General features: G+C 64.4%; 18 protein-coding genes and 1 riboswitch. Of the genes, 11 read left to right on the top strand and 7 right to left on the bottom strand.

The genetic code is table 11. From position 1 onward, the window contains the following. Positions 1-114: 114 nt before the first annotated feature. Positions 115-1,092 carry a response regulator gene (locus AABB87_RS09425; protein ID WP_445944853.1) on the bottom strand — a complete coding sequence of 326 codons (978 nt, stop codon included), beginning with the start codon at positions 1,090-1,092 and terminating at the stop codon, positions 115-117. Continuing rightward, positions 1,073-4,468, bottom strand: a complete 3,396-nt coding sequence (locus AABB87_RS09420; protein WP_341970993.1) for a hybrid sensor histidine kinase/response regulator — start codon at positions 4,466-4,468, stop codon at positions 1,073-1,075. The genes AABB87_RS09425 and AABB87_RS09420 overlap by 20 nt, the downstream gene beginning before the upstream one ends. A 155-nt stretch (positions 4,469-4,623) precedes the next feature. Between AABB87_RS09420 and AABB87_RS09415 the strand changes: the two genes are divergently transcribed. From AABB87_RS09415 to ureG, 8 genes are all read left to right on the top strand, one after another. After that, positions 4,624-4,926, top strand: a complete 303-nt coding sequence (locus AABB87_RS09415; protein WP_058721684.1) for an urease subunit gamma — start codon at positions 4,624-4,626, stop codon at positions 4,924-4,926. Between the two features lie 48 nt (positions 4,927-4,974). Beyond that, positions 4,975-5,544, top strand: coding sequence for a HupE/UreJ family protein (locus tag AABB87_RS09410; protein WP_341970992.1), 570 nt, complete (start codon positions 4,975-4,977; stop codon positions 5,542-5,544). Next, positions 5,541-5,846, top strand: coding sequence for an urease subunit beta (locus tag AABB87_RS09405; RefSeq protein WP_341970991.1), 306 nt, complete (start codon positions 5,541-5,543; stop codon positions 5,844-5,846). Before AABB87_RS09410 ends, AABB87_RS09405 begins: the two co-directional genes overlap by 4 nt. Further along, positions 5,846-7,564: an urease subunit alpha gene (ureC, locus tag AABB87_RS09400; protein ID WP_341970990.1), complete on the top strand. Its 1,719-nt coding sequence runs from the start codon at positions 5,846-5,848 to the stop codon at positions 7,562-7,564. The genes AABB87_RS09405 and ureC overlap by 1 nt, the downstream gene beginning before the upstream one ends. Positions 7,565-7,577: 13 nt before the next feature. After that, positions 7,578-8,069, top strand: a complete 492-nt coding sequence (locus tag AABB87_RS09395; protein WP_058722502.1) for a GNAT family N-acetyltransferase — start codon at positions 7,578-7,580, stop codon at positions 8,067-8,069. Positions 8,070-8,154: 85 nt separating this feature from the next. Beyond that, positions 8,155-8,829 carry an urease accessory protein UreE gene (gene ureE, locus AABB87_RS09390; RefSeq protein WP_341970989.1) on the top strand — a complete coding sequence of 225 codons (675 nt, stop codon included), beginning with the start codon at positions 8,155-8,157 and terminating at the stop codon, positions 8,827-8,829. Then, a complete protein-coding gene (locus AABB87_RS09385) occupies positions 8,829-9,524 on the top strand; it encodes an urease accessory protein UreF (protein WP_341970988.1) in 696 nt (231 codons plus the stop codon). Before ureE ends, AABB87_RS09385 begins: the two co-directional genes overlap by 1 nt. 2 nt (positions 9,525-9,526) lie before the next feature. After that, positions 9,527-10,201, top strand: a complete 675-nt coding sequence (ureG, locus tag AABB87_RS09380) for an urease accessory protein UreG (RefSeq protein WP_341970987.1) — start codon at positions 9,527-9,529, stop codon at positions 10,199-10,201. A 36-nt stretch (positions 10,202-10,237) separates the two neighbouring features. Here ureG and AABB87_RS09375 read toward each other — a convergent pair whose 3' ends face one another. The 3 genes from AABB87_RS09375 to AABB87_RS09365 all read right to left on the bottom strand — a co-directional run bounded on the left by AABB87_RS09375 (position 10,238) and on the right by AABB87_RS09365 (position 13,822). Next, the gene (locus AABB87_RS09375; protein WP_341970986.1) at positions 10,238-13,036 is read right to left on the bottom strand and encodes a bifunctional diguanylate cyclase/phosphodiesterase; all 2,799 of its coding nucleotides are present in this window, start codon (positions 13,034-13,036) and stop codon (positions 10,238-10,240) included. Positions 13,037-13,184: 148 nt separating this feature from the next. Next, positions 13,185-13,433, bottom strand: coding sequence for a TfoX/Sxy family DNA transformation protein (locus AABB87_RS09370; protein ID WP_341970985.1), 249 nt, complete (start codon positions 13,431-13,433; stop codon positions 13,185-13,187). Next, positions 13,433-13,822, bottom strand: a complete 390-nt coding sequence (locus AABB87_RS09365) for a VOC family protein (RefSeq protein WP_058721693.1) — start codon at positions 13,820-13,822, stop codon at positions 13,433-13,435. The genes AABB87_RS09370 and AABB87_RS09365 overlap by 1 nt, the downstream gene beginning before the upstream one ends. 88 nt (positions 13,823-13,910) lie before the next feature. Then, positions 13,911-14,085, top strand: a riboswitch (yybP-ykoY riboswitch). 50 nt (positions 14,086-14,135) lie between these two features. Between AABB87_RS09365 and AABB87_RS09360 the strand changes: the two genes are divergently transcribed. The 3 genes from AABB87_RS09360 (at position 14,136) to AABB87_RS09350 (ending at position 19,283) form a co-directional block, all read left to right on the top strand. Then, complete coding sequence (locus tag AABB87_RS09360; protein ID WP_058721694.1) at positions 14,136-14,717, top strand: TMEM165/GDT1 family protein; 582 nt, start codon at positions 14,136-14,138, stop codon at positions 14,715-14,717. Positions 14,718-14,899: 182 nt separating this feature from the next. Beyond that, a complete protein-coding gene (locus AABB87_RS09355) occupies positions 14,900-16,054 on the top strand; it encodes a response regulator (protein WP_341970983.1) in 1,155 nt (384 codons plus the stop codon). 31 nt (positions 16,055-16,085) lie between these two features. Further along, positions 16,086-19,283 carry an ATP-binding protein gene (locus tag AABB87_RS09350; RefSeq protein WP_341970982.1) on the top strand — a complete coding sequence of 1,066 codons (3,198 nt, stop codon included), beginning with the start codon at positions 16,086-16,088 and terminating at the stop codon, positions 19,281-19,283. Positions 19,284-19,310: 27 nt separating this feature from the next. Here the strand turns inward: AABB87_RS09350 and AABB87_RS09345 are convergent, their stop codons facing one another. Then, on the bottom strand, positions 19,311-20,012 hold the full coding sequence (locus tag AABB87_RS09345) for a 2OG-Fe(II) oxygenase (protein WP_341970981.1): 702 nt from the start codon (positions 20,010-20,012) through the stop codon (positions 19,311-19,313). Positions 20,013-20,083: 71 nt separating this feature from the next. Next, entirely contained in the window at positions 20,084-22,807 is a 2,724-nt protein-coding gene (locus AABB87_RS09340; protein WP_341970980.1) for a TonB-dependent receptor plug domain-containing protein, read from the bottom strand. Positions 22,808-22,826: the final 19 nt, after the last annotated feature.

The following is a 22,826-nucleotide window of genomic DNA, read 5'->3' as shown; positions in this document are numbered from 1 at the left end:
CCATCCGGGGTCGCGCGCATGTGGCGCCTCCCTTGGCACCGGTTGCCTAGGCCATTTGGCCTAGCCGTTTGATTGAGCGCCAGCGCTTTGCCTCGACCCAAGTCCTGCGCCGATCTACACCTCCCAGCGCGGATGCAGCGCCCGCAACTGGGTCAGCGCCATGCCGGCCGCAGCCGTGCGGGTTTCAACGCCCAGCTTGGCGAAGACCCGCTCCAGGTGCTTCTTCACCGTGGCTGGGCTGCTGCCCACAATGTCGGCGATGTCGCGGTTGATCTTGCCCTTGATCACCCAGTACAGCACCTCGGCCTCGCGGGCGGTGAGTTTGAAGCTCAGGGCCATGGATTCGATCAGGGCGGCGTCCGAGCTTTCGCGCATCACGATCAGCCAATCGTCGGCCTCATCGGCTTCGCTCTCTTGCGCGGCCAGCTGCCGGTGCAGGCTGAAGGCCAGGCGGCGTGCGCCCAACTCGGCCACCAGGCGCGGCGGCTCGATCTGGCGCTCGCGCGCATCCGCCACATGGCGGCGCAGCCAGTCCAGCACGGGCGCTGGCGTTTGCGGGGCCTGCGTGCCGTAATAGGCCAGCAGCAGCTCGCGGGCCAGCGGCGTTTGCCACATCAAGCGGCCATCGCTGGCGCGCACCGTGATGCTGGCGTGGCCAAAGGCATCCAGGGCCTGGCGGCTTTGCTGGGCCTGGCGGGCGCCTTGCATATGCACTTGCATGCGGGCCAGCACTTCCTTGGGCTTGATCGGCTTGGTGACGTAGTCCACCCCGCCGGCTGCAAGCGCGGCCACCAAGTGCTCGGTCTCGGTCAGGCCGGTCATGAAGATGATGGGGATATGGGCGGTGGCGGGCGCGGCCTTCAGGCGGCGCGCCACCTCGAAGCCGTCCATGCCCGGCATCATCGCGTCCAGCAGCACGATCTCGGGCTGGGCCTGGGCTGCGCGCTGCAGGGCTGCCTCGCCGTTCAAGGCCACCAGCACGGTGTAGCCGGACTCATCCAGCGCGTCATGTAGCACGCTGAGGTTGTCGGGCATGTCATCAACGATCAGCACCACGGCGCTGCCTTGGGTGTCAATGCGCATAGTCGGCATCCAAGAGCTGTTGAATGGTTTCAAACTGGAACTGTTGCGCCAGGCCGCGCAGGCGCTCGCAAAATTCCGCACACTGCGGGGACTGGCTCACCAGCTCATCCAGCGCCTGCTGCACGCCGCGCAAATAGCCCAGTTGCAGGGCCTGGCGCAGGCCGCCCAGCAGCTGGGGGTCAGGTCTTGCCAGGGCGCTGATGGCGGCCGGCGCCGGGCTGGTTACGGCGGGGCGTGCCAGCCACTCCAGCCCTAAGCGCGCGCCCAACCAGTCCAGCAGCTCGGCATGGCGCAGTGGCTTGAGGATGAAGTCCTCGGCGCCTAGGTCGGCGCTATTGGGCTGACCCTTCTCGAAGGCATTGGCCGAGACGATGGCGATCTGCGGCGGCGTGAGCGCCAGCTCGCTGCACAAGCGGCGCAGGCGGGCGATGGTTTCCCAGCCATCGATGCCGGGCATGGCCAGATCCATCAGCACGGCGTGCGGGCGGTAGCCGCTAACGATCAGGTCCAGCGCGTCGTGGCCGCTGGCGGCCTGGCGCAACTCGAAGCCCAGGCCTTGCAGCAGCTCGGCCAGCATCAATCGGTCAGCCTCTTCGTTGTCCACCACCAGCAGGCGGCGGCGCGGCCCGGCATAGCCGCGCCGGGTCTCGGCCACGCGCCGGGGGCGGGCGTGGCCGTCTTCGCGCAGCTGCGGCAGGAACAGGCGCAGGGCGAACACGGCGCCACTGCCCTCAGCCGCCGTTTTGCTGCGCGCACTCATCTCGCCGCCCATCAGATCGGTCAGCATCTTGGCGATGGTCAGCCCAAGGCCGGCGCCTGGCGCGGCCTGGGACGCGGCCATGCCATCGCCGCGGGTGAAGGGCTCGAAGATGCGGCTCAGCTCGGCGGGCGTCAGGCCGGGGCCGCTGTCTTCCACCTCGATCTGGGCCATCTCGCGGGCGTAACGCACGCGCAAGGTGATGCCGCCTTGGCGGGTGAACTTGATGGCGTTGCCGATCAGGTTGATGAGGATTTGCCGCAGCCGCTTGTCGTCGGCGCGCACCCATTCGGGCAAGCTGCCCTGGGGTTCGAAGTGGAAGGCCAGGCCTTTGGCGGCGGCTTGCGGCTCGAACATCTCGGCCAGCTCGTGCAGGGCATCGGCCAGGGCCATGGGCGCGGGGTTCAGCGAGAGCTTGCCGGCTTCGATGCGGGCGATGTCCAGGCTGCCTTCGATCAGCGACATCAAATGCTCGCCGCTGCGCTTGATCACCTGCACGGCCTGGCGGCGCTGCGGCGGGATCTGCCCGTCCTCGGCCATCAATTGCGCATAGCCGAGGATGCTGTTGAGCGGCGTGCGCAGCTCGTGGCTGATGGCGCTGATGTAGCGGCTCTTGGCCTGATTGGCTTGCTCGGCGACCTGGCGCGCGGCCTGCAAAGCCTCGTCGGTCAGGCGGTGTGAGGCAATCTCGCGCATCAGCGCCTGGGTCTGGCGGCGCGATTCTTCTTGCGCGACGGCGCGGCTTTTGTGCGTCAGCACCAGCCACCAGGCGACGACGCCGGCCATCACCGCCAGGGCGATGTAGGCCTGCCAGAAGCCGCTTTGCCGGTACAGCAAGCCCAGCAGCGCCGCCAGCAAGGGCAGGGCCAGCAGCATCAAGCCCAGGAACTGCGCCAGGCCCTGGTCCAGAATCGCCCAGGAACGTTGCGGCGTGATGGCGCGCAGGGCGGCCGCCCATTGCGCCGCCAGCCGCGCCTGCGGTTTGCACAAGTCGCCACAGCGCGCGTCCAGGCTGCAGCACAGCGAGCAGATCGGGCCTTGGTAGGCGGGGCAGTGGGCCATATCGGGGCCTTCATAGGCGGCTTCGCAAACCACACAGCGGCGCGGGCGCAGCGGCGCCCCGTCCTCGCTGGGCGGCGGGTCTTGGCGCGCCAGGTAGTAGCGGCCGCCGGTGGCCCAGGCAATCAGCGGGGCGCTGAGCAAGGCGGTGGCCATGGCGATCAGGGCCGAAAAAGCCTGAGCCATGCTGCCGAACATGCCCAGATGCGCGGCGATGGACAGGCTAGACGCCAGCGCCATCGCGCCCACGCCCACCGGGTTGATGTCGTAGAGGTAGGCGCGCTTGAACTCGATGCCTGGGGGCGAGAGGCCCAGGGGCTTGTTGATCAAAAGATCGGCCACCACCGCCATGATCCATGCGATGGCGATATTGGCGAACAAGCCCAGCACCTCGCCCAGGGCCTCGAACACATTCATCTCCATCACCAGCACGGCGATGCCAATATTGAACAGCACCCACACCACCCGGCCGGGGTGGCTGTGGGTCAGCCGGGAGAAGAAGTTACTCCAGGCCAGTGAGCCGGCATAAGCATTGGTGACATTGATCTTCAGCTGCGAAATCACCACGAAGAGCGCGGTGGCTGCCACCGCCCAGCCATAGTGGCCGGGGAACAGCGCCTCGTAGCCGGCCAGATACATCTGGTTGGGGTCCACCGCCCGTTCCGGCGGCACGGCCTGGCTGATCGCCAGCCAGGCCAGCAAGGCGCCGCCCAGCATCTTGGGCACGCCCATCAGCACCCAGCCCGGCCCGCCCAGCAGTACGGCGGCCCACCAGCGGCGCTGGGTCTGCGGCTTGGCCGCGGGCATGAAGCGCAGATAGTCGGCCTGTTCGCCCATTTGCGTGATCAGGGCCACGCCCACCGTCAGCGCCGCACCAAAGCCGCGCATATCGAAGCCGGCCGAGCCGGTTTGCGAGCCAGCTTGGTGCAGAACGCCCGCAAATGCGGCAGGGTCATGCCACAGCACGCCAGCAAATGGGGCGGCCAGCATCAGCAGCCACAGCGGCAGGGTCCACATCTGCAGGCGGCTGATGGCGGACACGCCGTGCAGCACCAGCGGGATCACCAGCAGGGCGCAGATCAGATAGCCCCAGCGCGGCGGGATGTCCAGCGCGAGCTCCAGGGCATAGGCCATCACCGCGGCCTCGAGCGCGAAGAAGATGAAGGTGAAGCTGGCGTAGATCAGCGAAGTCAGCGTCGAGCCGATATAGCCGAAGCCCGCGCCGCGCGTGAGCAAGTCCATGTCCACCCCGTAGCGAGCGGCGTAAACGCTGATGGGCAGGCCGGCCGCAAAGATGATCAGCCCGGTGGCCAGAATGGCCCACAAGGCATTGCTGAAGCCGTACTGGATCAGCAAGGTGGCGCCCACCGCCTCCAGAATCAAAAAGGACGAGGCGCCAAAAGCCGTGTTGGCCACTCGCCCAGCGGACCAGCGCCGCGCCCGCTGCGGGGTGAAGCGCAGGGCGTAGTCTTCCAGCGTCTCGCTGGCCACCCAGGCGTTGTAGTCCCGCCGCAGCGTGATGACTTGCTGCGGGGCATCGGTGCAAGGCAGGGCGGCGGGGGAACTCATGCCAGTAACGGTGCAGGTTTCGTGCCCGCGGCATGAGGCTTGCTAGGTTGAAGCTATTGCATTGACAAAAGCACTTGTTGACTCAGTGCTGTTATGGAATTGACTCCGCGTGCTCTGCCGCTTCAGCGGCAGCAGGCGTTGGCTAAGGAGCCTTTATGGAATTGACCCCGCGTGAGAAAGACAAGCTGCTGATCTTCACGGCCGCCCTGCTGGCCGAGCGCCGCCGTGCGCGCGGCTTGAAGCTCAACTACCCCGAGGCGGTGGCCTTCATCAGCGCCGCGGTGATGGAAGGCGCGCGTGACGGCAAAACCGTGGCCCAGCTGATGAGCGAGGGCCGCAACGTCCTCAGCCGCGCCGATGTGATGGACGGCGTGGCCGAGATGATTGCCGACATTCAGGTCGAAGCCACCTTCCCCGACGGCACCAAGCTGGTCACCGTGCACCAACCGATTGTTTGATCCCCACCTCGCGATAGCGCTGCAGATTTGAGAAAAGGAATCGAGCCCATGAAACGCATCTTCACCCTGGCCTTTGCGCTCCTCGTGCTGCCCATGCTGGCGAGCGCCCATAGTGGCGAGCCCGGCCATGGCCACAGCCTTGCCCTGCTTGACGGATTCCTGCACCCCTTCAGCGGCGCCGATCACCTGGCCGCCATGCTGGCGGTGGGCTTGTGGAGCGGCCTGGCCATGCGGCGCGTGTGGCTGGCGCCTTTGAGCTTCTCGGCCTTGCTGCTGGTGGGTGCGCTGAGCGGCTGGGGCGGCAATCTGGTGGAACCCATGGTCGCGGCCTCCGTCTTGGTGCTGGGCTTGCTGGCTGCATTTAGGCTGCAATTGCCCGCTGCCGCAGCGGCCACGCTGGTCGGCGGCTTCGCGCTGTTCCACGGCATGGCTCACGGGGCTGAGCTGGGCGCCGGACTGGCCTTGCTGGGCATGGTGCTGGCCACGGCCTTGTTGCATGCGGCGGGCTTGCTGGTCGGCCTGCAGCTGCGCCGCCATTCCCCCGTGGGCTCGCGTCTGCTTGGTGGTGGCATTGCGCTCTTGGGCTTGGGCCTGCTGGCGCGCATGGTGGCCGCATGATCCCCGGCGAACTCTTCACGCCTGAGGGCGAGTTGGCCCTCAACCCCGGCCGCCGCACCATCACCCTGGTGGTGCAAAACCAGGGCGACCGGCCCATCCAGGTTGGTTCGCATTACCACTTCGCCGAGACCAATGCGGCGCTGGGTTTTGATCGCGCAGCCGCACGCGGCATGCGGCTGAACATCGCCTCGGGTCTGGCGGTGCGTTTCGAGCCGGGCCAGCAGCGCACGGTGGAATTGGTTGAATTGGCGGGCGATCGCGTGGTCTACGGCTTTCGCGGCCTGGTGCAAGGGAGTTTGTGATGGCAACCATTGGGCGACGCGCCTATGCCGAGATGTACGGCCCCACGGTCGGTGACCGCCTGCGCCTGGCCGACACGGCGCTGATCATCGAGGTGGAGCAAGACCTGACCCTGCGGGCCGGCGGCTACGGGGAAGAAGTGAAGTTCGGCGGCGGCAAGACCATACGCGACGGCATGGCGCAGTCGCAGCGCACGCGGGACGAAGGTGCGGTCGACACGGTGCTGACCAATGCCCTCATCCTCGACCACTGGGGCATCATCAAGGCCAATATCGGCCTGAAGAACAGCCGCATCGTCGCCATCGGCAAGGCCGGCAATCCTGATACCCAAGACGGTGTGGACATCATCATCGGCCCCGGCACCGAGGTGATTGCCTGCGAGGGCATGATCGTCACCGCAGGTGCGGTGGACACCCATATTCACTTCATCTGCCCGCAGCAGATTGAAGAAGCCTTGAGCAGCGGCGTCACCACCATGCTGGGCGGCGGAACGGGCCCGGCCACCGGCACTTTTGCCACCACCTGCACGCCGGGTGCCTGGCATATCGAGCGCATGCTGCAGGCGGCCGATGCCTTCCCGATGAATCTGGGCTTTCTCGGCAAGGGCAATGCCAGCTTGCCGGCCGCGCTGCATGAGCAGATCTCGGCCGGCGCCATCGGCCTCAAGCTGCATGAAGACTGGGGCACCACGCCGGCGGCCATCGACAACTGCCTGAACGTGGCCGAGGCCACCGACACCCAGGTGGCGATCCACAGCGATACCTTGAACGAAAGCGGCTTTGTCGAAGACACGGTGGCCGCCTTCAAGGGCCGCACCATCCACACCTTCCACACCGAGGGCGCGGGCGGTGGCCACGCGCCGGACATCTTGAAAGTGGTGGGCGAGGCCAATGTGCTGCCCAGCTCCACCAACCCGACCCGGCCCTACACCATCAACACGCTGGACGAGCATGTGGACATGCTGATGGTCTGCCACCACCTTGACCCGGCCATTGCCGAGGACCTGGCCTTTGCCGAAAGCCGTATCCGCCGCGAGACCATCGCCGCTGAGGACATCTTGCATGACCTCGGCGCCATCAGCATGTTCAGCTCTGACTCTCAAGCCATGGGCCGGGTGGGCGAGGTCATCATCCGCTGCTGGCAAACGGCGCACAAGATGAAGACCCAGCGCGGTGCCTTGCCCGGCGATGGCCCGCAAAACGATAACGCGCGAGTGAAGCGTTATGTGGCCAAGCTGGCCATCAACCCGGCGATTGCGCACGGCATCAGCCACGAGGTGGGCAGCATCGAGGTCGGCAAATGGGCCGACATCGTGATCTGGAAGCCCGCATTCTTCGGCGTCAAGCCCTCGCTGATTCTCAAGGGCGGCATGATCGCCATGGCCGCCATGGGTGACCCCAGCGCCTCCATCCCTACGCCACAGCCGGTGCACTACCGGCCGATGTTTGGCGCTTACGGCGGCGCGCTGGCGCGCGGTAGCCTGAGCTTTGTTTCGCAAGCCGCGCTGGCTGCCGATGTGGGCAGACGTTATGGCCTGCACAAATCGCTGGCTGCGGTGCGCGGCATCCGCGGCGTGGGCAAGCGCGACATGATCCTCAACGACTACCTGCCGCGCATGGAGGTGGATCCGCAAACCTATGCCGTGCGGGCCGACGGCCAGTTGTTGACTTGCGAGCCGGCCACCTCGCTGCCAATGGCGCAGCGCTATTTCCTGTTTTGATGAACGACTGATCATGACTGCCGCCCTGACTCCCTCCTTGAGCACTGAACTGAGCATCCGCCTCGACGATTTGCAGGACCCGCGCATTGCCGCCTTCCTGGAGGATCACCTCGCTGATATGCGCCGCACCTCGCCGCCCGAAAGCGTGCATGCCCTGGATCTGGCGGCCCTGCGCCGGCCCGAGATTCAGTTCTGGACCGTCTGGCAAGGCGAAGAACTGCTGGGCACTGGCGCCATCAAGCTGTTGGGTGAGCAGCATGCCGAGCTGAAGTCCATGCGCACGGCACCGGCTGCGCGCGGCCGTGGCGTGGCGCGCGCCTTGCTGCAGCACATCCTCGGCCAGGCGCGTGCCCAAGGACTCGCGCGCCTGAGCCTGGAAACCGGCAGCACCCCCGACTTCGCCCCCGCCCACGCGCTCTACCTGAGCAGCGGCTTTGTGCCTTGCGAGCCTTTTGGCAGCTATGTGCTCGACCCCTTCAGCCGCTACATGACCTTGGCGCTGTAGTCCCCACTGCAGGCCAGACCAAGCGTGCTGCCGGGGTGGCGCCGATAATTCGGGCTCATTCCGTTCACCAGCGCCAAACCACACCATGCTGCAAGTTTCCAAACTCCTTCCTCAAGGCCAGGGCCTGGCTCCTGTTCTGCTCAAGCGTGCCGGCACGGTCGAGCTGGACTGGGATACGCGCCAGAAAAGCCGCTTCTCGGCGCACGACGATGCGGGCCGCGAGCTGGGCGTGTTTCTGCCACGCGGCAGCTTGGTGCGCGGCGGCGATGTGCTGGTGGCCGAAGATGGCTCGCTTTTGCGCGTCATCGCCAAGCCGCAGCCCTTGCTGCGCATCACACCTTGCAGCGCGCATGGCTCGCCCTTTGACCTGACGCGCGCCGCTTATCACTTGGGCAACCGTCATGTGGCGCTGGCCCTGCGGCCCGACCATTTGATGATTGAGCCCGACCATGTGCTGGCCGATATGTTGCGTGCCATGCATCTGACCGTTACCGAGGTCAACGAAGGTTTCGACCCCGAGGCTGGCGCTTATGCGGCGGAAACCACCGGGCACGGCCATGGCCACAGCCATGCGGCCCCCGCGCCGGCTCCTGCCCATGTGCACGGCCCCGGCTGCGGGCATGACCATGCGCATGCACCCGCTGCGCCCAAGCCGGTGAGCATCCCCGTCAAGATCGCGGTGAATGCTGCCGCGCCCGCACCGCATGTGCATGGCCCGGGCTGCAACCACGGTCATGACCACGGACATGAGCACAGCTGATGTCGGTCGCCGCCCCCAGTAGCGCGTTTTTGCAATTGCTCTGGCTGGCCTCGCCGGCCTTGCCGGTGGGCGGCTTTTCCTATTCCGAGGGCCTGGAGGCGGCGGTGGCCCATGGCCAGGTGCGCGACGAGGCCTCGGCTGCACAGTGGCTGTCGGCTCAGCTGGGCCTGAGCCTGGCGCGTGGCGATCTGGCTCTGGTGGCGCAGGCCCATGCCGCCTGGCTTGCCGCTGATGTGGCGCGTTTGCAGCGCCTCAACGATTGGGTGCTGCAGACCCGCGAGAGCCTGGAGTTCCGCCTGCAAACCGAGCAGATGGGCCGCTCCCTGCTGGCTTGGCTGCGCAATCACACCACCGCCACGCCGGCGCAACTGCAGCATTGCGCCGAGTTGGGCGGTACGCCCAGCTATCCGGTGGTAATGGCCTTGGCCCTGGCCGCCAGCGGCGCGCCCGCCCAAGACGGCTTGCTGGCCTATGCCTTCGGCTGGGCCGAGAACATGGTGCAGGCCGCCATCAAATCGGTGCCGCTGGGGCAGAGCGCCGGCCAGCGCGTGCTCAGCCGCCTGGCGGCCGAAATCCCGGCGGCGGTGGCCCAGGCCATCAGCCTGCCAGACGCCGAGCGACAAGTCTTTTCGCCCATGCTGGCCATTCTCTCGGCCCGGCATGAAACCCAGTACTCTCGCCTGTTCCGATCCTGATCATGAGTCTCTCCAGCACCACGCCTCTGCACCACATCCCGAACCGCCGCAAGAAGCTGCCGCCGCTGCGCGTTGGCATCGGCGGCCCGGTCGGCTCCGGCAAGACCACCTTGCTGGAAATGCTGTGCAAGGCCATGCGCGAGCGCTGGGATTTGGTTGCCATCACCAACGACATTTACACCAAGGAAGATCAGCGCATCCTGACCGTTAGCGGCGCGCTGCCGGCCGAACGCATCATGGGCGTGGAAACCGGTGGCTGCCCGCACACCGCCATCCGTGAGGATGCTTCCATCAATCTGGAAGCCATCGACCGCATGCTGGCCCAGTTCCCCGACGCCGATGTGGTGTTCATCGAATCCGGTGGCGACAACCTGGCCGCCACCTTCAGCCCCGAGCTGAGTGATCTGACCATTTACGTCATCGACGTGGCGGCCGGCGAGAAGATTCCCCGCAAGGGCGGCCCCGGCATCACCAAGAGCGATCTGTTCGTGATCAACAAGACCGATTTGGCGCCCCATGTCGGCGCCGACCTGGCCGTGATGGCGGCCGACACCTTGCGTATGCGCGGCGCGGACAAGCCGTTTGTGATGACCAATCTGAAGACTCTGAGCGGCTTGGATCAGGTGGTGAGCTTCATCGAAACCAAGGGCATGTTGCTGTCGGCTCAGGTTGATTGATCAGGGATTGAGGTTTGGCGGCGCTAGCCCGCCAGCTCAATTGAGTGCGCGCTTGCCAGCTTGGCTGGCCCTGCCGGCCGGCCCGGCTTGCAGCAGGCGCTCAAAGTCCGCCACAGCAAGGGCTGGCGAGAACAAATAGCCCTGCCCGAAGTCGCAGCCCATGCGGCTGAGCAGCTGGCCCTGTGCCTCGGTTTCCACGCCCTCGGCAATCACCTTGATGCCCAGCTTGTGGGCCATCACCACAATCGCCTCGCACAGGGCAAATTCGGTGGAGTCCTCGCGCAGATTGTGGGTGAAGGACTGATCGATCTTGAGGAAGTCGATGTCGAACTTCTTCAAGTAGGACAGCGAGGAGTAGCCGGTGCCGAAGTCGTCGATGGCCACGGCAACGCCGGCATCGCGGAACTGCAGCAGGCTCTTGGCCACACGGGCGTCATTGCCCATCAGCACGCCCTCGGTGATCTCGATGGCGATGCTGCGGCCCGGCACGCCGTGCTCGCTCAGCAGGTCGATCCAGTCACGGTGGTCGGGGCGCTCGCTGCTGAATTGCACGGGCGATTTGTTGATGCTGATCTGGAAGGCGGGGTCGAAAGTGCGCGTCCAGTGCCGCACCTGCAGCACCGCTTGATGGAAGACCCAATCGCCCAGTTCGTGGATGAGGCCGGTCTCTTCGGCCACCGGGATGAAGTCGGCCGGCGAGATCAGCCCCTTGTCCGGGTGGCGCCAGCGCAGCAGGGTTTCGGCCTTGCGGATATGGCCGGTGGTGAGGTCAACAATCGGTTGGTAATGCAGTTCGATCTGTCCGCTGCCCAGGGCGCGGCGCAGATCGGTGGCCATGTGCATGCGCAGCATGGCGGCCTCTTGCATCGGCTTGGTGAAAAAGCGGAAGCATTGCCGGCCGCTGCTCTTGGCCGCATACATGGCTTGGTCGGCGTTCTTGGTCAGCTCGATCTGGTTGCTGCCATCGTCGGGATAGAGCGCGATGCCGATGCTGGCGGACACATAGGACTCGATGTCGCGCAGCAAATAGGGCTCGGACACCCGATTGATGATCTTCTCGGCCACCTGGGCGACCGCCTCGGTTTCGTGCAGCTCGGTGAGGATGACGGTGAACTCATCGCCGCCCAGGCGGGCGACGGTATCGTAGTCACGCACCGTGGCGCGGATGCGCTGGGCGGCCTCGATCAGCAACTGGTCGCCGACATCGTGACCCATGGTGTCGTTAATCTCCTTGAAGTGATCAAGGTCGATGAAGAGCAGGGCGAAGCGGTTGTGGTCGCGGTGCGATTGCTTGATGGCTTGGCCGATCCGGTCCTGGAACAGACGGCGGTTGGGCAGCTTGGTCAGCGCGTCGAAATTGGCCTCGTTCCAGACTCGCGACTCGGCGTTTTTCATCTCGGTGATGTCATGAAAGTTCACCACCACATGCTGGATGGTTTCGGCCTCGTCCCGCTCGGCAAAGGCGCTGATCATGACCCAGCGCAGCTCGGTCTCACCCGGCACCCGCACGCCCATGACCATGTCGACAAAGGCCTGACCGCTGGCCAACACCAGGTTCACTGGATAGGCCTCGGGTACCAAGGCTTGGCCCTCGCAGTCAACAAAACACCAGCTCGGATCGATGGCTTGCTTGCCCAACATCTGTTCTTGGCTGAGCCCGAGGATGGTGGCCGCCGCAGGGTTGCAAAACAGGATGCGGGTGTCCGTGGCGTGCACCACGATGCCGGTGTGCAAGCTGGTCAATAGCAGGCGCTGTTGTTCTTCTTTGCCGGCGAGTTCCTGGTGCTGCTGTGCCAGCTGCGCGGTGTGGGCGCGCAGCTGCAGGATCAAGCGATCCTGGGTTCGCCACGAATGATCGATCTGGCGTGCCAAGACAGCCAAGGCCAGTGCGAACATGCCGACCAGCGCGCCCACGCCAAGCGCATTGGGCATCCAGGCCTGGGCCATGGTATCGGTGGAGGTGCCGACAGTGACCAAAAAGCCGTACTTCAGGCTGCGGTGGTAGCTATGGCGTCGTCTGACCGAATCGAGGCTGCTGGAGTCGGCAACAAAAGCGCCTTCATCGGGATTGCTTGCCAAGGCTTGGCGAAAGTTATTGGACAGCACCCGGCTGCCAATCGGGATCGGGTTGCTGAGCTCGAAGGTTTGCCGCGCGATCAGCCCGAGGTCGCGGTCGCGCAGGGCGATGGAGCCCCCGCGCCCGAGCTGAATATGGCTGAGCAGGTGCTCGATGTCATCGATGTAAATGGAGGCGTAGACGGTGCCGTCGAAACGGCCCTCAGGCCCATTGATGCGGCGTGCGAAGGTCCAGACCCAGCGCTTGCTGACTTTGGAAAGCACTGGATTGGCCACCACCAGCCCGACATTGGGTGAGGCGGCGTCGCGTAGCTGCTTGAAGAATTCCCGGTCGGCCATATTGACCGGTGCCGCTGATGGCTCCAGGCCGTAGATCACTTGCCCCTGTGCATCGGTGACCCGCAAGAAGGACACATTGGGCAGGCGATTTTTGACCTTGATCAGGTAGCGATTGACGAACAGCGCATCGACCTGGCGCTGGTTGCGCTGGCTCGTCAATTCGTCCACCGTGTCCTGCAGCGCCAGGTCGAGCATATCGATCATGCCGTCGAAGGTCTGGACCAGCGAGCGAGCCAAATATTGCGTCGAGCTTTGCGCCCGCTGCTCGGCATCGCGCTTCAGGTAGAACAGGGCGGCCAAGGCCATGATGCAGGCCAGGGCGATGATGGCGCCGACACCCGCAAAGAGTTGCCTGCGCTTGCTCGCGTAGTCGGCTTGCGCAGGGCTGGCGGCGTGGGGAGCGTTCCGGGAACCTGACATGGATGGCTTCGGCAAATCACTCGGTCACTGCCCGGGGAGGCGGTGCTCAGAACATTCCACCCGGTCTACCTGCCGCTGTCAATCGGCGTCTGCCGCTGGATGCATGGCGGGATTTGCGCGTCCCCCCATGCGAGGGTGGCGCGTTTGATCACTTGGGTGCCAGGCCCATATCGTCCAGGCGCAGCAGGGCCTCGCTGCGGCGCTGCCGGGCGATGTCGCGCCAGTCACGGTCTTCCTGGGCGCCCATCAAGGCGTAGAGCAAATTGAGGTTGGCGGCCGGCCATTGCGCCTTGAGGCGGGCATAGAGCGCGTAGGCATCTTGCTGGCGCAGCTGGGCGAGGTCGTGAATGCCCAGCTGCGCCAGCTGGGCGCGACTCTTGGGCCCGAGCCCCCGCATTAGCCCATCGGCGTGCACAGTTCCACCAAGGTGCCGTCGGGGCAGCGCACATAGGCCACCGTCTGACCCCAGGGTTTGGTCAGCGGTGCTTTGAGCGCGGTGGCGCCGGCGGCCACGGCGCGTTCGAAGGCAGCGGCCACGTCGGCGCAGGCGAAACCGATCTCAATCCCCAGCGGCGCGGCGCTGCTGGCCGCCACCACATAGTCGCAACCCACGCTGTCGCGGGCGGTTTCATGATCGACAAAGGCCAGGGCAGTGGCGCCGGTGTCGAGCTCGCCGTAGGCGCCCGACTCATGCAGAAAGCGGCGCTTCAAGCCGAAGGCTTGCTCAAAAAAAGCCAGGGAAGCGGCCACATCGGCCACATAAACAATGGTGTAGGCGAATTGCATGAAATTTGTCGCAGATGCGGGAGTTGGATCTCATAGCCTAAGGGATGCGGCCCGGCGCGCGCGCGGCCAAGGCAAGGGGCTAGGGTAAACTCTGGCCTGTCATTGGGGAGTAGCCGCCGCCCGGATTTGATCCGGCGGGCCCGCGTCAACACACTTGGTCCACATGACCATGGCGCGCGCAGTACCGAAGTTCCAACACCTGGCAAGACCTTTGACCACATCGACCTGCATCGCGGCTGGTCTCGGTGTGGTCAATGGTTTTTCGTGTTGAGCAACAAGCACCGGCCGCAGAAGAAAGAAGTCGCATCGCCTTATGGAAGCCTTCCTCGTCTCTACCGGTGTCGTCGCCCTGGCCGAAATCGGTGACAAAACCCAGTTGCTGGCCTTTTTGCTGGCCGCCCGTTTCCGCAAACCTCTGCCGATCTGCCTCGGCATCTTCATTGCCACCGTGGTCAACCATGCCGGCGCCGGTGCGCTCGGCGCCTGGATCACCTCCCAGGTCAGCCCCATGACCATGCGCTGGGTCTTGGGCTTAGGCTTCATCGCCATGGCGGTGTGGACGCTGATCCCGGACAAGATCGATGAAGAAGTGGAAGGTGGCGGCAAGCTCAAGCTAGGCGTGCTGGGCACCACCATCGTGGCCTTTTTCATGGCCGAGATGGGTGACAAGACGCAGATCGCTACCGTTGCCCTGGCGGCCCAGTTCAACGCCTTTGTAGCGGTGGTGGCGGGCACGACGCTGGGCATGATGATCGCGAATGTGCCGGCCGTCTTCTTGGGTGACCGCATGGCCGGCAAGATCCCCGTGCGCCTGGTCCATGGCATTGCAGCGCTGATCTTCGCCGCCTTGGGCGTGGCGACTTTGGCGGGTGTGGGCCAGAGCTTGGGCTTCTGACCGGGCCAGCTTCCTAGGCCGCCCGGCCCACCGCCATCCATCGCAATCAGGTGCGCCCCTTGCCTCGCAGGCGGGGGCGCTGTTGCCTTGAGGTCAAAATTTCCCCTGTTGCACAGGTTTGGCGCGGGCCGGGCCTATGCGATGATCAACTGCCATTTGTCGTAGTCATCAGGGGGCCCCCTATGCCTGGATCTTCACGCGTTTTGCTGGTGGACGATGACGAGCTAACGCTCCAAATGTTGGAAGCCACGCTAGAGGGCGCGTATCAAGTGACGTGCGTCACCGGTGGCGAGGAGGCCTTAGCGCGCTGCGCGACCGAGGTCTTCGACCTGATCGTGCTCGATGTGGACATGCCGGGGCTGGACGGCTACGAGACCTGCCGCCGCCTCAAGGCTGACTGGCAGCTGGCGGAGATCCCGGTGATCTTCCACTCGGCGCGCACCAGCATCGAAGAACGCTTGCAGGGCTATGCGGCCGGTGGCGCCGACTATCTGCCCAAACCCTTTGACGCTGCCGAGCTGCAGGCCAAGATTGGCTTGGTGCTGGCCGGCCGCGACAAGCAGCGCGAATTGGCGGGCCAGCTCGATGAGGTGATGAGCGCCGTGCTCTCCACCGCCGATATGGTGGGTGAGGCCGGTGTGGTGCTGGAATATCAGCGTCAGCTGGGTGTGTGCAAAGACTATGCCGGCGTGGCCAAGGCCTTCTTCGACGCCTTGGAACGCTATGCCTTGCAGGGCTGCCTGCGCATCCGCGGCCGCGGTGAGAACCTGTCGGTCAATCCACGCGGGCTGTGCAGCGCCTTGGAAAACTCGATTCTTGACCATCTGCAAACCCAGACCGATGGCGCGCGCATTCGCGCCCTGGGCGCGCACACCAGTTTCAGCTATGGCAATGTGATCGTGTTTGTGCGCGACCTGCGCATGGATCGCAGCGCGATCGAGATGGACAAGGCCGAGTCCGAGCGCATGGGCCGCGCCATCGATAACGTGGCCATGTTGGTGGAGGGCGCCTTGGTGCGCGTGGCCGCGCTGGACACCGAGATGGCCGCGCGTGAATTGGCCGATGTGCGTCATTTGGTGGCCATGACCCGCAATGCCCTGGCTGACATCTCGGCCCGCAATCACAAGCAGATCGAGGAGGTCAAGGCGACCTTCGAGAGCCTGGCGTCTCAGGTTGAGAGCAGCTTTATGCACCTGGGCCTGACGCACTCGCAAGAGGACCATCTCAGCACCATCATCAAACAGCATATGGATGCGGTGATGACCACCTTCAGCCAAAGCCATGAGGTGGAGCAGTTCCTGGCGCGGGTGATCGACAAGCTGAGCGAGCAAGTCTGAGCGACCGCGCCACGCAGGTGAGGAGCAGCGCTTGCAAGCCCCGCCCCCCGATCCCAGCAGCACGCCCAAACTCGAAGCGGGTGGTGCCAAGGCGTGGCGACGCCGTCAGCAAACGCTGAGGGACTTCGAGCTCAGGCTGGAAGATCGGGTCAAGCGCAGCGCCAGCGTCTTTTTGCTGCTGGTGGTCTTGGGGGTGCTGGCCTTTCTGGCCTCCAAGCTGATGCTGACGGAGCTGAGCTGGGCGGCACGCCTGCAGCGCATGGCCGCTGGCTTGCTGTACCTGGGGGCGGCGCTGGTGTCGCTGGGCCTGCTCCACCGCGTCAGTGTGCGCGCAGGCACCTTGTTTTTCTGTTGGTCGGCGCTGGTCCTGCAATTGGGGGCGGCTGCCTATTACGGCACTGGCTTGTACTCCTCCGGCATGGCTACCTTGGTGGCCTTGCTGGCGGTGGTGGGCCTGCTGGTGGGGCCGGGTGCGGCAGTGCGTGGCACCGTTCTGACGGTGCTGGGCATTCTGGGCCTGTGGTTTATGCAGGAGCAGGATTTGCTGGGCAAGGTGGAGCCCAACACCTTCCCTCCGCTGGCCAGCTTTGCGGTGGTGCTGGTGATGTGCGCGCTGGTGGTGGGTTGGCTAGCGCTGCGCCATGGCACCTTGTTCCGAGAGGTCATGCTGTCGCTGGACAGCTCGCGCCAGCTGCTGGCTGACACGCTGCGCGCGCAGCAAACCGCGGTGGAGGAATTGCGCGCCAGCGATGACCGCATGCGCGTACTGCTGGACCATTCTCTTTCCTGCACCCTGATCCTGGACGGCGACAGCGGCCAGCTGCGCTTCGCCAATGCGCAAACTCTGCTCAAGCACGGCTGCGAACGCATCAGTGAGCTGGATGCCAGCTTGTTCTTTCCGGGCGACCCCTTTTCGCGCGAGCAAGGGCTGACGCATATGCGTGAGGTCTTGTCGCATGGGGCGCAGTACTTCGAATGGCAAACCCGCCACCGTGACGGCACACCGATCTGGTGGGACATCAAGCTCGAGCGATTACACGTTTGTGGCGAGACCATCGTGGTGGCCTTCGCCCATGACATCACCGAGCGCCTGCGCGCCGAGAACGAGTTGCGTGTGCAGCGCGCCCGCTTGGAAGAGCAGGTGAATGAGCGCACGCACGAGCTGATCTCCGAAAAGCAGCGCCTGCAAGACATCATCGAGGCCTTGCCCATCACCCTGAGCATCCGCGACTGCCAGGGCCGCTACACCTTGCTCAACCGCAGCTTTGAGCTGGCCACCGGCCACGGGCGCGAGCAGGTGCTGGGCCTGAGTGCCCGCCACTTCATGCCCGCCGAAATTGCGGCCGAAATCGCCGATACCGACGCCCAGCTCATCGCCGGCAAGGCCAGCATGACCACCGAGCGCCAAATCATGCATCCGGTCGACGGCATGCACGACTATCTGGTCACCACCGTGCCGCTGCTGGATGCACGCAAGCGCACATACGCCCTGCTCAATCTGGGCACCGATGTGACCTCGCTCAAGCGCTTGCAGCGCGAGCTAAGCCTGGCCAAAGACGAGGCCGAGCATCTGGCCCGGGTGAAGAGCGAATTCCTGGCCAATATGAGCCATGAGATCCGCACGCCTTTGAATGCTGTGCTGGGCCTGGCCCAGCTGGGGGTGGGCCGTGCCGGCGACCCGGCGGCGGCGCGCAGCGGCTTCGAGCGAATCACTCGCTCGGGCCGCCATTTGCTCAGCGTCATCAACGACATCCTCGACTATTCCAAGGTCGAAAGCGGCAAGCTTGAAATTGACCCGCTGCCCTGCAACCTCAGCCACTTGGCCAGGGAAGTGCTGGACCTGGTGGCCGAACGCGCCGAGGCCAAGCATCTGCGCCTGCGCTTGGACTACGAGGTCGCCGAGGATTGGGTGGCCATCGACGCCTTGCGGGTCACGCAGATCCTCGTCAACTTGCTGGCCAATGCGATCAAGTTCACCGACAAGGGCCGGGTCACGCTGGGCGTGACGCAAGCGGCCGATGGTCTGCGCCTGAGCGTCACCGACACCGGCGTGGGCATCGCACCGGAGCAGCAGGCACGCATTTTCAAAGCCTTCGAGCAGGCCGACAGTTCAGTAACGCGCCAGTTCGGCGGCACCGGCCTGGGCCTGTCCATCAGCAGCCGCCTGGCCGAGGCCATGGGGGGCGAGATCACCGTCAGCAGCGAAGTGGGCAAGGGCTCTTGCTTCACCCTGCGTCTGCCCTGTGTGGTGGTGAGTGGCGAAGCGCATGAGCAGCCACTGATCAATGCGGCGGTGCCGCCCGACTTGCTGCGCGGCTTGCGCATCTTGATCGTGGACGATGTGGACATCAACCGCGAGATTCTGCAAGACCTGCTGTGCCTGGCCGGTGCCGAGGTGATGAGCGCCGACAGCGGCGAGCAGGCCTTGGCCCGCCTTGGCGAGGCCGGGCCCGAGGGCTATGACTTGGTGCTGATGGATGTGCAGATGCCAGAGATGGATGGCTACGAGACCACGCGCCGCCTGCACCAGATGGCGCCACGGCTGCGCGTGATTGCCCTGACTGCCCATGCCCTGCCGGAGGAGCGCCGCAAATGCGTGGCAGCGGGCATGCTGGGCCATGTCACCAAACCGATCGACCAGGCCGAGCTGATGCAGGCCTTGCTTGAGCACAGCCACGACCTGCCGCGCCGCGCCGCCGATGCGACCAGCCCATCGCAGTTGGTGCCCTTGGATGCGGCATCAGCTGTGCAGCCCAGGCCGCCGGTCATGGCGCCGGCCAGCGTGTCGACCGAGGCGCAAGACTCGGGCGCTCCTACAGCATCTACAGCGCCTACCGAGCTGGCGGCGCGCGCCAGCTTCTGGCCTGATCTGCCGGGCTGCGACTTCGAAGCCGCGCTGACCCGCTGCGCCGGCCGGCAGGAATTGCTGGCCAAATTGTTGGGCACTTTCGCCAAGCAGTATGCGCAGTACCAAAGCGTGTTTGAGGAAGCGCGCATCTCCGGCATGCCCGCATTGGCCAGCGCGGCGCACCGGCTCAAGGGCTTGTCAGGCAATCTCGGTCTTTCTCGGCTGGCGCAAAGTGCCGAGATTTTGGAGACGGCGGCAGGCGGCCGTGGCGACCCCGCGCAAGTGCCTGCTGCCTTGACCGCCCTGATCCGCGAGATCGCCCCCCTGGTCAGCAGCATCGCGGCCTGGCATGAGGCCTATACGGCCAGGGCCAGAGTCTGAGGCCCGGCACGGCACGGCCTTCTCGCTTCAGGCGGCGATCAACCAGCCGGTGATGGCGGTGCGCTCGCCTTGGGCAAAAGGCGGCACATAGGACACGAAGTGGCTCTGCGGCACGCGGAACAGCGAGAGAGAGTTGAAATGCGGAAAAAAGCTCTCACTGATGCTGCCGTCGGGCGCGCAAAAACTCAGCGCGCCGCCCCAGTCCGCCCGCCAGTGCCGGGTCAGATTGATCACATAGGCCAGGCGGCGATCTTCGTTGTCCACGTGGTCGTCATGGACCACCAGAAAGCTGCCGCGGGTGTACATGGTGGCCTGGGCGTAGACGCGGTTGATCTCTTGCACCCCGCTGATCTCGCGAATCTTGACCATGAACTGCTCATCGGCCATCCAGCGCATGAAGCGCGCCAGTAAATCCGAATCCCCGCGTTTGGCCGCCGCCACCAAAGAGTCGGTATAGAAGGAAAACTGGAACTCCTGGCCGGCCAGCTTGTGTATGCCATCGGCCAGGGCGGCGCGCTGCTCGGGGTTCAGCTGGCTCAGTTGCTCACCCGACAGCAGACGGTCGCCCCCAGCATCGCGAAAGCTCAGTGACCAGTCGATGCCATCGACCGCGCGCGCGAGTGCATCGATGACCACAGGCTCAAAGAAGTCGCGAATCAAGACCCGACCTTCGCGCTGAAAAGTCGCGGACAAGCTTGCCGTGTCCAAGTCTGGGTTGATGTAGTGCATGCCGTTCCTATCGATCAAAAAAAGCAGGCCCGAAGGCCTGCTTGCTTACTTTCTTTCGTGGAAAAAAGCCGTCAGAACTTGTAATTCGCCCGCAGGTAATAAGTGCGGCCCTTCACATCGGCGTAGGTGGGGTCGAAGCCGACCTGGAAGTAGTCTTCCTGCACGGAGACAGGCGGCTTGTTGTCCATCAGATTGCGCACGCCCGCGGTGAAGTTCAGATTCTTGAAGCCCTTGTACTGAGCTTGCAGGCTCCACAAATCGTAGGCGCTGACTTGCTTGACGCGGTCATAGTCTTCATAACCACTTTGGCGGAAGTAGTTGAGTCCGGCAGCCCAGGCACCACCATCCCAGTCCAAGGAGATGTTTTGCTTGAACTTGGGGATAGGGCCGCCCTTGTCGTACTTGCCCAGGTTCTCCACCAATTCACCGGTAACCACATTGGTCTTGTTGCTGCGTGTCAGCAGGGTGGCCTCCCAACCCGGGGTGAAGCTGCCCACGTCGGTTTTGAAACGGTACTTGGCGCTGAGGTCAAAGCCTGAAACGCGCTGCTTGCTGACGTTCTCGATCGACGCATTGACGTAGTCCAGATAGCCCTGGGCATTCAAGACCAAGCGAGAGGCGTAACCCGAGCTGCTCGTGGTGGGGCCGGTCTGGTTCTTGTACCAGTCCTTCATGATGTCGTCGCCGGTCACACTGCTGATACCGTCGGTGAGCTTGATATCGAAATAGTCCACGCCCAGCGACAAGTCTTTGACCGGCTCGAACACCATGCCCAGCGCCAGAGTCTGCGACTTCTCAGGCTTGAGCTTGGGGTTGCTATTGTTGTAAGCCGTCAGCTGCGTGTCACAGTAGTTGGGGTTGGGTGTGACGCTGCAGCCCACCAGGGTGTTGTAGTAGGGGTCATTGAAATTGCCACCCAGATTGGTACCAGCCCTGGGCTTGTAGAGATTGTCCAGCGCGGGCATGCGGAATCCCTTGCCCACCGAGGCCCGGAACAGCAAGGTCTGGAGCGGGTTCCAGCGCACACTCAGCTTGGGGCTGGTGGATGAGGCATCGGCAGTGTCAAACTTGCCATCTCGCGATTCGCCCTTGGAGCCGCTGTAGCGGTCATGGCGCAAGGCCAGATTCAATTCCACCGCCTTCAGAACCGGCATGTTCAGCTCAGCATAAAAGCCTTGTGAAGCGCGCTCGGCCTGAACTCTGCCTGCATTTCCGGAGCCGCCGACGATGTCGCCCGAGCCTGCGATCTCGGAGTAACCGTCCAGGTACTTTTCCTTGCGCAGATCCATGCCTACAGCCAGGGCGGCGTTGCCGCCGGAAAGGGCAAACAACTCCTTGGTGAGGGAGAAGTCAAAGCCATCGGTGGTGGTTTCCGAACGGCGATTCTCACCTGACAGCTCCGCAGTCTTCAACAAGGCCAGGCCGGCCGCGTCATTGGGGCCGAAAGGGTTGACATTGCCGGTCTTCAAGACCTTGACCAGCTCGGTGTCAGAAAAATTGCCGGTCAGGAATGTCTCCACTGCCTTGGCCTTGGCCTTCATCAGGCCAAGCTTGTAGTCGAAGCCTGCAACGCTGCCCTCGGCACCGATGAGGAAACGCGTCATGTCATTGGTGGTCTTGGTCAGGCGCTGGCCACCATCCACCATGCGCCAGGCGATCACCAGGTCACCGCGGTAGCCAGGGAAGGTGGCGTCCACGGCGGCAGTGGGGTAGTACTTGCCGCCTGCCGGGTAGAGATAGTCGGGCCGCCCGGTCGTGCTGGACGGCGTTTGCGATGAGCCGAAGGTGATCTCGTTCTTGGAGTAGGCGAATTCGGCGAACAAAGTGTGGTCGTTCGCTGCCTGGACAGTCGCGCGGGCCAGTCCACCCAGCCGCTCGGAGGCGGGCGAAATGTCGATTTTGCTGGTGTAGTCGTAGCGGCAGTTTGAGCCGCCCTTGAAGGCGTCCGGCGGGTTGCAGGTGGGGAAGCCAGAGACGCCTGGCACAAAAGAGCCGGCCTTGTCCTTGCCCGTCACGGGGTCGATATAGCTGTCGTTGAGATAGGAGTTCGCCGGGAAGCTATTGCCCGAGGACTTGACCACGCCCAGGTCAGGGCGGTTGCCGGTCTTGGCGAAATCACGGTCGGCCGCACGAATCACATCGTATTTCTCGTAGCTCAGCGTGCCCAGGACATTGAACTTGTCCTTGCTCAAGTCGCCAAAGCCAAAGCCGCCGTTGATGCCACGTACTTTGCCGCCCTTCTCAGCGGGTGATTCGTAGGAGAGCGTGATGTCGCCGCCTTGAAAGTCTCTGCGGGTGATGAAGTTGATCACACCGCCGATGGCGTCGGAACCGTAGATGGCCGAGGCTCCGTCACGCAGCACTTCGATGCGCTCGATGGCTGCCAGTGGAATGGCGTTCAAGTCCACGCCTTGCCCAGAGAAAGGGTAGGGGGTGAGGCGGCGGCCGTTCAGCAGCACCAGGGTACGTTCGCGGCCCAGGCCGCGCATGGAGGCGCCGGCCTGACCGGTGGCGTCACTATCACCGATGGACTCGCCCATGGAGCGGCCGCCGCCGCTATTGGAGCTGAGCCCGTTGACCAACTCTTGCACATTGGACGCGCCGGACTTGTCGATGGCGGCGCGGTTGATGACGGTGACAGGGACCGAGGTCTCGGCGTCAATTCGTTTGATCGAAGAGCCGGTCACTTCTACCCGCTCCAGCGTGGTTTGCGCGACGGCAGCGCTGCCCATCAGCGTTAGCCCGCTCGCGTAGATGAGTCCCAAGGCACGGCAAAGTCGTGTTCGTTCAATCATCAAAAGCTCCAGTCAAGTT

The organism is Roseateles sp. PN1 (assembly GCF_038419725.1).
Lineage (GTDB): Bacteria > Pseudomonadota > Gammaproteobacteria > Burkholderiales > Burkholderiaceae_C > Paucibacter_A.
Note: the sequence above shows the minus strand (reverse complement) of the source record. Positions and strands in the feature narration are given on the sequence as shown.

What these genes read in the sequence shown, in the direction of transcription:
- ureG (WP_341970987.1), top strand. Translation starts at nt 9,527, where the DNA reads ATGAGTCTCTCCAGCACCACGCCTCTGCACCACATCCCGAACCGCCGC.
- AABB87_RS09395 (WP_058722502.1), top strand. Translation starts at nt 7,578, where the DNA reads ATGACTGCCGCCCTGACTCCCTCCTTGAGCACTGAACTGAGCATCCGC.
- AABB87_RS09405 (WP_341970991.1), top strand. Translation starts at nt 5,541, where the DNA reads ATGATCCCCGGCGAACTCTTCACGCCTGAGGGCGAGTTGGCCCTCAAC.
- AABB87_RS09360 (WP_058721694.1), top strand. Translation starts at nt 14,136, where the DNA reads ATGGAAGCCTTCCTCGTCTCTACCGGTGTCGTCGCCCTGGCCGAAATC.
- AABB87_RS09340 (WP_341970980.1), bottom strand. Translation starts at nt 22,807, where the DNA reads ATGATTGAACGAACACGACTTTGCCGTGCCTTGGGACTCATCTACGCG.
- ureC (WP_341970990.1), top strand. Translation starts at nt 5,846, where the DNA reads ATGGCAACCATTGGGCGACGCGCCTATGCCGAGATGTACGGCCCCACG.
- AABB87_RS09365 (WP_058721693.1), bottom strand. Translation starts at nt 13,822, where the DNA reads ATGCAATTCGCCTACACCATTGTTTATGTGGCCGATGTGGCCGCTTCC.
- AABB87_RS09385 (WP_341970988.1), top strand. Translation starts at nt 8,829, where the DNA reads ATGTCGGTCGCCGCCCCCAGTAGCGCGTTTTTGCAATTGCTCTGGCTG.
- AABB87_RS09410 (WP_341970992.1), top strand. Translation starts at nt 4,975, where the DNA reads ATGAAACGCATCTTCACCCTGGCCTTTGCGCTCCTCGTGCTGCCCATG.
- AABB87_RS09375 (WP_341970986.1), bottom strand. Translation starts at nt 13,036, where the DNA reads ATGTCAGGTTCCCGGAACGCTCCCCACGCCGCCAGCCCTGCGCAAGCC.
- AABB87_RS09345 (WP_341970981.1), bottom strand. Translation starts at nt 20,012, where the DNA reads ATGCACTACATCAACCCAGACTTGGACACGGCAAGCTTGTCCGCGACT.
- AABB87_RS09370 (WP_341970985.1), bottom strand. Translation starts at nt 13,433, where the DNA reads ATGCGGGGGCTCGGGCCCAAGAGTCGCGCCCAGCTGGCGCAGCTGGGC.
- AABB87_RS09415 (WP_058721684.1), top strand. Translation starts at nt 4,624, where the DNA reads ATGGAATTGACCCCGCGTGAGAAAGACAAGCTGCTGATCTTCACGGCC.
- AABB87_RS09420 (WP_341970993.1), bottom strand. Translation starts at nt 4,468, where the DNA reads ATGAGTTCCCCCGCCGCCCTGCCTTGCACCGATGCCCCGCAGCAAGTC.
- AABB87_RS09425 (WP_445944853.1), bottom strand. Translation starts at nt 1,092, where the DNA reads ATGCCGACTATGCGCATTGACACCCAAGGCAGCGCCGTGGTGCTGATC.
- ureE (WP_341970989.1), top strand. Translation starts at nt 8,155, where the DNA reads ATGCTGCAAGTTTCCAAACTCCTTCCTCAAGGCCAGGGCCTGGCTCCT.
- AABB87_RS09355 (WP_341970983.1), top strand. Translation starts at nt 14,900, where the DNA reads ATGCCTGGATCTTCACGCGTTTTGCTGGTGGACGATGACGAGCTAACG.